We start from the raw sequence: 7,114 nt of genomic DNA on the forward strand, positions 1-7,114 counted from the left end.
CGGTGGAGGTGGGTGGGGTGGTCACGCGGCACGTCCCTGGGTGAGCTGAGGGGTGGTCGAGGCGTCGTCGCCGGACGTCGAAGGGCCGGGCGGAGCGGACGCCGGCTGCCACCCCGGCCCGCGGAACACCCGCCCCGCGCGCTCGCGCCACGTCGTCGCCGCCCGGACGTCCCGGGCGATCGCGGCGTACTCGTGGGTGGCCACGCGCAGCGGGTTGTACGTGTCGATGTCCTTGGTCAGCCCGTACACGGGCCGCTCGGTCTCCGCCACGAAGGAGCCGAAGAGCCGGTCCCAGACGATGAGGATGCCGCCGAAGTTGCGGTCCAGGTAGCCGCCCTGCGAGGCGTGGTGCACCCGGTGGTGCGAGGGCGTGTTCAGTGCGTACTCGAAGGGCCGCGGCAGCTTGCCGACCCGCTCGGTGTGCACCCAGAACTGGTACACGAGGTTGGTCGAGGAGCAGAAGGCGACCGCGGCCGGGTGGACCCCGAGCGCGACCATCGGCAGATAGAACGGCCACACCGTCCAGGTGGTCCAGGGCTGGCGCAGCGCGGTGGTGAAGTTGAACTTGCGGCTGGAGTGGTGGACCACGTGGCAGGCCCACAGCACCCGGACGACGTGGTGGCCGCGGTGCGACCAGTAGTAGAGGAAGTCCTGCGCGAGCAGCATCAGCAGCACGGTCCACCACAGGACGGGGACCCTGAGCGGGGTCAGCTCGTACACCGCCGTGTAGACGGCCACGATCGGCACCTTCCACAGCAGGTCGAAGGCCAGGCTGCCGAGCCCCATGGTGAGGCTGGTGGCGGTGTCCTTGGCGCCGTAGCCCGCCGCGTCCTCGTCCGGACGGAGCCGGTGGCTGACCATCTCGACCACGGTGAGCAGAACGAACGCGGGGACCGACCACAGCACGACATCGGGCAGGTTGGGCATGGCTGCACCGTAGGTGCGGCGCCCGGGCCGCGACTAGACGTTGTTACCCACAAGTATGCGAGACGAATTGTCAGCAGGCTTTGGTGACTTCCGCCAATGACCCACCAATGACCCACCGATGCCCCCACCCATGCCCGCCCGCCGGAGCTCAGCCGCCGACCCCCACCGCGCCGAGCAGGGACCCCGCCGCGTACGTGACGCCCATCGCGAGCGCTCCCCCGGCCACGTTCCGCGCCACCGCGGGCCCCAGTCGCGCCGCGCCCAGCCGGGCGCTCCACCAGCCGGTGAAGGCGAGGGCCAGCAGCACCGAGCCCACGGTCACCGCCAGCCGTACGGACGCCGGCGGCAGCACGATCGCCAGCAGGGGCAGCAGCGCGCCCACGGTGAAGGCGAGGAAGCTGGCGCCGGCCGCGTGCCAGGGGTTGGCCAGGGCGTCCGGGTCGATGCCCAGCTCCACGCGCGCGTGGGCGCGCAGGGCGTCGCGCTCGGTGAGCTGGACCGCGGCCTCCCGGGCGACCTCGCGCGACAGGCCGCGCTGCGTCAACAGCCCCGTCAACTCCTCCAGTTCCGCCTCCGGCTCCTCCCGCAGCTCCCGCTTCTCGACCGCGAGCGCGGCCCTCTCGGAGTCGCGCTGGGTGGAGACGGAGACGTACTCGCCCGCCGCCATGGACATGGAGCCGGCGAGCAGTCCGGCGAGGCCGGAGGTGAGCAGGGTCCCCCGGTCGCCGGTCGCGCCGGCGACGCCGACGACCAGCCCTGCGGTGGACACGATGCCGTCGTTGGCGCCGAGCACGGCGGCGCGCAGCCAGTTGAGCCGGGTGCCCATGCCGGAGGCGTGGGGCTCGTGGTGGGGGCCGGCGCCGCCCGGGTCCGGGGCGGGGAGTTCGTCGTGCGTCACCCCGGGAGGTTCCCACCGATGGGGCCCCCGCACCCGCACCGACCCGCCCCGGGAGGAGCGCGGGCGGGTCGGCGTACTGGTGGGGCATCTGTCGACCCGCCAGTTCCACGGCTCGTCACCTCGGCTGCGCCGAAGCGGAAGAAGGGCGCGGGGGCGCGGCGGGAGCGGCGGCGCCGACAGGGCTGTCAGTGCCGCCCCGTATTCTCTGTGACCATGCTCGACGACAGGACGACGGCAGCGGCACACTGGCCCACCGCATACCCCCAGGGGTATGCGGTCGTCGACGTGGAGACCACCGGTCTCGCCCGGGACGACCGGATAGTGTCCGCCGCCGTGTACCGCCTGGACGCCCACGGCGACGTCGAGGACCACTGGTACACCCTCGTCAATCCGGAGCGCGATCCGGGCCCCGTGTGGATCCACGGCCTGACCCAAGAGGTCCTGGTCGACGCCCCCCTGTTCGTCGACGTCGCCGACGCGTTCTCCGAGCGGCTGGCCGACCGGGTGCTCGTCGCGCACAACGCCATCTTCGACTGGTCCATGATCGCCCGGGAGTACGCGCGCGCCAGCCGCACCGCCCCCGTGCGCCAGCGGCTGTGCACCATCGCCCTCGCCAAGGAGCTCGCCCTCCCCCTGCCCAACCACAAACTGGAGTCGCTCGCCGCGCACTTCGGCGTCGTGCAGCGACAGGCCCACCACGCGCTGGACGACGCACGGGTGTTGGCGGAGGCGTTCCGGCCGAGCCTGCACGCCGCCGCGCGCGACGGGGTGCGGCTGCCGCTGCTGGAGTGCCGCCCGCTCACGGAGTGGTCGGACGGCCCGCCCCGGCCGCGCGTCGGCCATCAGCCCTCGTACGGACACCGGCCCGCGGGCGCCCCGTCGTACGGAGGGACGTGGCGGACCTCGCGGAAGCGGCCCGCCTGCCCTTATCCGAATCCGGGGCGGTACGAGACGGGGCAGCCGCTGAAGCAGGGCATGCGGGTGGCCTTCTCGGGCGACACCTCCGTCGAGCGCGACCTCCTGGAGGACCGGGCCTTCGACGCCGGGCTGCACATCGCCTCCAGCGTCTCCCGGCTGACCAGCCTGCTGGTCACCAACGACCCGGACTCGGCCACCTCCAAGACGCTGAAGGCGAAGACGTACGGCACTCCGGTCATGGACGAGGCCGCCTTCACCCAGCTGCTGCGGGACGTGGCCCCGGCGGACGAAGACGGCAGGGGCGGAGGGTAGGGCACGGGCGGCGACGAGGGCGCGGCCGGCCCGGGAAGGGGCCCCACCTCCGGGCGCCGGAGCGGCGGCAGGTACCGTCGATCCGTGTACCGCTTCCTGTTGACCCGGCAGTGGGTGATCCTCACCCTCATCGGGCTCGTCCTCATCCCCACGATGATCGAGCTGGGCTTCTGGCAGTTCAACCGCCACGAACGCCGGGTCGACCAGAACGCGATGATCGCCCGCAACCTCGACGCCCCACCGGTGCCGATCGAGGAGCTCACCTCCCCCGGCCACACGGTCCCGCGCGAGGACAAGTGGCGCCGCACCACCGCCACCGGCACCTTCGACCCGGCGAACGAGGTCGTCGTGCGCCGCCGCACCGACGCGGACGAGCGGGTCGGCGCGCACGTGCTGACCCCGCTTGTCCTCACCGACGGACGGGTCGTCCTGGTCAACCGCGGCTGGGTCGCCACGCCCGCCGACCCCAAGGCGTACCCCGACGTCCCGCCCCCGCCCAAGGGCACGGTGACCGTGGTCGGCCGCCTCAAGGCCGACGAGACGACGAAGGCCAGCGGCATCAAGGACCTCGCGGGGCTGCCGCCGCGCCAGGTGATGCTGATCAACAGCGAGCAGCAGTCCAAGGCGCTGGGCAAGCCTGTGCTCGCCGGCTACGTCGAGCAGACCTCGCCCAAGTCCGCGGAGAACAACCCCAAGCAGATCCCGGACCCCGACCACGAGTCCATCGGCGCGCACATGGCGTACGCGATCCAGTGGTGGCTGTTCACCACGGCCGTGCCCGTCGGGTGGGTGGTCCTCGTCCGTCGCGAGGTCCGTGACCGGCGCGCGGCGGCGGCGCGCGAGACCAGCCAGCAGCCGGAGCCCGCGCACGCCTGAGGCGGGCCCGCCCCGCGTCAGCCCCCCCGTTCCTCACGCCCCGCCCGCCCCATCCGCCCCGAACGAGTGACGGCGCCACTCTGATTGGTTCGCGGACAAGACGGGAACACGCCAGAGCGTGACCCAACGCATCGAGGACTACGCCCTCATCGGCGATCTCCAGACGGCCGCGCTCGTCGGCATGGACGGCTCCATCGACTGGCTCTGCCTGCCGCGCTTCGACTCCGCCGCCTGCTTCGCCGCGCTCCTCGGCGACAAGGAGAACGGGCACTGGCGCCTGGCCCCCAAGGGCGCCACCCGCTGCACCCGACGGAGCTACGTCGACGACTCGCTCGTCCTGGAGTCCGTGTGGGAGACCCGGACCGGCACCGTCAAGGTCATCGACTTCATGCCGCAGCGGGACGTCACCCCCGACGTGGTGCGGATCGTGGAGGGCGTCAACGGCGAGGTGGAGATGGAGGCGGTGCTGCGGCTCCGCTTCGACCACGGCTCGATCGTGCCCTGGATGCGGCGCTCCGACGGCCACCGGGTGGCGGTCGCGGGGCCGGACTCGGTGTGGCTGCGCAGCGAGCCGCCGGTCAAGACGTGGGGGCAGCAGTTCAGCACGGTCTCGTCGTTCGCGGTCGCCGCGGACGAGCGGGTCGCCTTCGTCCTCAGCTGGCACCCCTCCCACCACCAGCGGCCGGACCTCGTCGACCCCCACGAGGCGCTCAGGTGCAGCCTGTCGGACTGGGCCCAGTGGTCCGACCGGTGCCAGGTCCGGGGCCGGTACCGGGACGCCGTGGTCCGCTCCCTGATCACGCTGAAGGCCCTGACGTACGGCCCCACCGGCGGGATCGTCGCCGCGCCCACGACGTCGCTGCCCGAGGAGATCGGCGGCGTACGGAACTGGGACTACCGCTTCTGTTGGCTGCGGGACTCCACCCTCACCCTGGGCGCCCTGCTCACCGCGGGCTACCAGGAGGAGGCCGCGGCGTGGCGCGACTGGCTGCTGCGGGCGGTGGCCGGCGACCCGGCGGACCTCCAGATCATGTACGGGCTGGCCGGGGAGCGCCGACTGCCCGAGACGGAGCTGCCCTGGCTCGCCGGATACGCCGGCTCCGCGCCCGTACGCACCGGGAACGCGGCGGTCGACCAGCTCCAGCTCGACGTGTACGGGGAGGTGATGGACTCCCTCTTCCTCGCCGCGCAGGAGGGCATCCCCAGCGAGCGGCACGCCTGGTTCCTCCAGCTCAGCCTGCTGGGCTTCCTGGAGTCGAAGTGGCGCGAGCCCGACGAGGGGCTGTGGGAGGTGCGCGGCCCGCGGCGCCACTTCGTGCACTCCAAGGTGATGGCGTGGGTGGCGGCGGACCGCGCCGTGCGCACCCTGGAGGCCGATCCGTCGCTGCGCGGGGACGTGGCGCGTTGGCGCACCATGCGGGACGAGGTGCACCGGGAGGTCTGCGAGAAGGGGTACGACCCGCGGCGCGGCACGTTCACCCAGTACTACGGCTCGCGCGAACTGGACGCGGCGACGCTGCTGATCCCCCGGGTGGGCTTCCTGCCGCCGGACGACCCCCGGGTCGTCGGGACGGTGGCCGCGGTCCGCGAGGAGCTGGGCTCCCCCGACGGCCTCGTCCGCCGCTACAGCACCGAGGGCACGGCGGTCGACGGGCTGCCGGGGTCCGAGGGCGCGTTCCTCGCCTGCTCGTTCTGGCTGGTGGACGCGGAGCGCATGACGGGGCGCACGGAAGAGGCGCGCGAGCTGTTCGAGCGGCTGCTCGCGCTCCGCAACGACGTGGGCCTGCTCGCCGAGGAGTACGACCCGGTGGCCGGGCGGCAGCTGGGGAACTTCCCCCAGGCGTTCAGCCACATCGCCCTGGTGAACACCGCCCTCGCCTTCGCCCACGAGGAGCAGGCAGGATAGGCCCATGGATCTTGGACTGAAGGACCGCGTGTACGTCGTCACGGGTGCGTCGCGGGGGCTGGGCAACGCGTCGGCACGGGCGCTGGTCGCGGACGGCGCGAAGGTCGTCATCACCGGCCGCGACGAGCGCACGGTCACGGACGCGGCGGCGGAGCTCGGGCCGGACGCGGTGGGCATCGCCGTCGACAACTCCGATGCGACGGGTGCGGAGCGGCTGGTCGCCGCGGCCCGTGCGCACTTCGGGCGGTTCGACGGCATCCTCATCAGCGTCGGCGGGCCGGCGCCGGGCTTCGTCTCCGACAACACGGACGAGCAGTGGCGGACCTCGTTCGAGTCGGTCTTCCTGGGTGCGGTGCGGTTGGCGCGGACCGCGGCGGAGGAGTTGGGCGAGGGGGGCGTCATCGGGCTGGTGCTCTCCAGCTCGGTGCACGAGCCCGTGCCGGGGCTCACCATCTCCAACGGCCTGCGGCCGGGGCTCGCCGGCTTCGCGAAGTCCCTCGCGGACGAGTTGGGCCCGCGCGGCATCCGGGTCGTCGGCCTGCTGCCGGCGCGCATCGACACGGACCGCGTGCGGGAGCTGGACGCGCTGACGGGGGACGCGGAGGCGGCGCGCGAGGGGCACGAGGCGCGGATCCCCCTGCGGAGGTACGGGGCGCCGGAGGAGTTCGGCCGCGCGGCGGCGTTTCTGCTGTCGCCGGCGGCGTCGTACGTGACGGGCGTGATGCTCCCCGTCGACGGCGGAGCCCGCCGCGGCTTCTAACCCACCCGCGCCTTCCCCTGCGGGTTGCGGCCTGCGGCCTCTCGCGCCGTTTCCCTGCGGGTGCGTTGGTCTCCGCGCCCCGGTGGTGGTTGTTCGCGCAGTTCCCCGCGCCCCTAAGACACCCCCGCCGTAACCCTGCGGGAGCGTTGGTCCCTGCGGACCATGGGTGGCTTGTCGCGCAGTTCCCCGCGCCCCTGGTGCCACATCCCGTGGTGCCTTACCTGCGGGGAAGTGGTCCTTGGGAGCGCTGTGGGTCCCCCGCGCTTGCTGGGCGTAGGGGGCGGAAGCCAATGCACCCGTCCGTAGCACCACGGCGGGGGTGTCAGGGGCGCTGGGGGTCCCCACCCACGCCCTCTGGGCGTAGGTGGGGTACCCCCGTGCCCGCAGGGCACAGCGGGAGGAACTGCGCGAGCAACCGACCACAGGCCGCAGAGACCCACGCTCCCGCAGGGTGACGGCGAGGGGTTTAGGGGCGGGGGGAACTGCGCGACAAGCCACCCACCGAGCCGCAGGAGCC

At 73.2% G+C, this 7,114-nt stretch carries 6 protein-coding genes; 4 read left to right on the forward strand and 2 right to left on the reverse strand.

The window, feature by feature from the left end:
- Positions 1-21 precede the first annotated feature (21 nt).
- A complete protein-coding gene (locus ABZ842_RS18100; protein WP_361537685.1) occupies positions 22-927 on the reverse strand; it encodes a sterol desaturase family protein in 906 nt (301 codons plus the stop codon).
- 148 nt (positions 928-1,075) lie between these two features.
- Positions 1,076-1,753 (reverse strand): VIT family protein, encoded by a 678-nt coding sequence (locus tag ABZ842_RS18105; protein WP_361537817.1) that lies wholly within the window; start codon positions 1,751-1,753, stop codon positions 1,076-1,078.
- Between the two features lie 279 nt (positions 1,754-2,032).
- Between ABZ842_RS18105 and ABZ842_RS18110 the strand changes: the two genes are divergently transcribed.
- From ABZ842_RS18110 to ABZ842_RS18125, 4 genes are all read left to right on the forward strand, one after another.
- Entirely contained in the window at positions 2,033-3,055 is a 1,023-nt protein-coding gene (locus tag ABZ842_RS18110) for a DEDDh family exonuclease (protein WP_361537686.1), read from the forward strand.
- Between the two features lie 84 nt (positions 3,056-3,139).
- On the forward strand, positions 3,140-3,931 hold the full coding sequence (locus ABZ842_RS18115) for an SURF1 family protein (RefSeq protein WP_361537687.1): 792 nt from the start codon (positions 3,140-3,142) through the stop codon (positions 3,929-3,931).
- A 118-nt stretch (positions 3,932-4,049) separates the two neighbouring features.
- Entirely contained in the window at positions 4,050-5,837 is a 1,788-nt protein-coding gene (locus tag ABZ842_RS18120; RefSeq protein WP_361537688.1) for a glycoside hydrolase family 15 protein, read from the forward strand.
- A gap of 4 nt (positions 5,838-5,841) precedes the next feature.
- The gene (locus ABZ842_RS18125; RefSeq protein ID WP_361537689.1) at positions 5,842-6,597 is read left to right on the forward strand and encodes an SDR family oxidoreductase; all 756 of its coding nucleotides are present in this window, start codon (positions 5,842-5,844) and stop codon (positions 6,595-6,597) included.
- The last annotated feature ends 517 nt before the right edge of the window (positions 6,598-7,114 follow it).

It is taken from the genome of Streptomyces sp. NPDC047315 (assembly GCF_040643215.1).
GTDB lineage: Bacteria > Actinomycetota > Actinomycetes > Streptomycetales > Streptomycetaceae > Streptomyces.

Excerpts from the sequence above, each read along its gene's own strand:
- ABZ842_RS18100 (WP_361537685.1), bottom strand. The coding sequence starts at position 927 with ATGCCCAACCTGCCCGATGTCGTGCTGTGGTCGGTCCCCGCGTTCGTT.
- ABZ842_RS18105 (WP_361537817.1), bottom strand. The coding sequence starts at position 1,753 with ATGGGCACCCGGCTCAACTGGCTGCGCGCCGCCGTGCTCGGCGCCAAC.
- ABZ842_RS18125 (WP_361537689.1), top strand. The coding sequence starts at position 5,842 with ATGGATCTTGGACTGAAGGACCGCGTGTACGTCGTCACGGGTGCGTCG.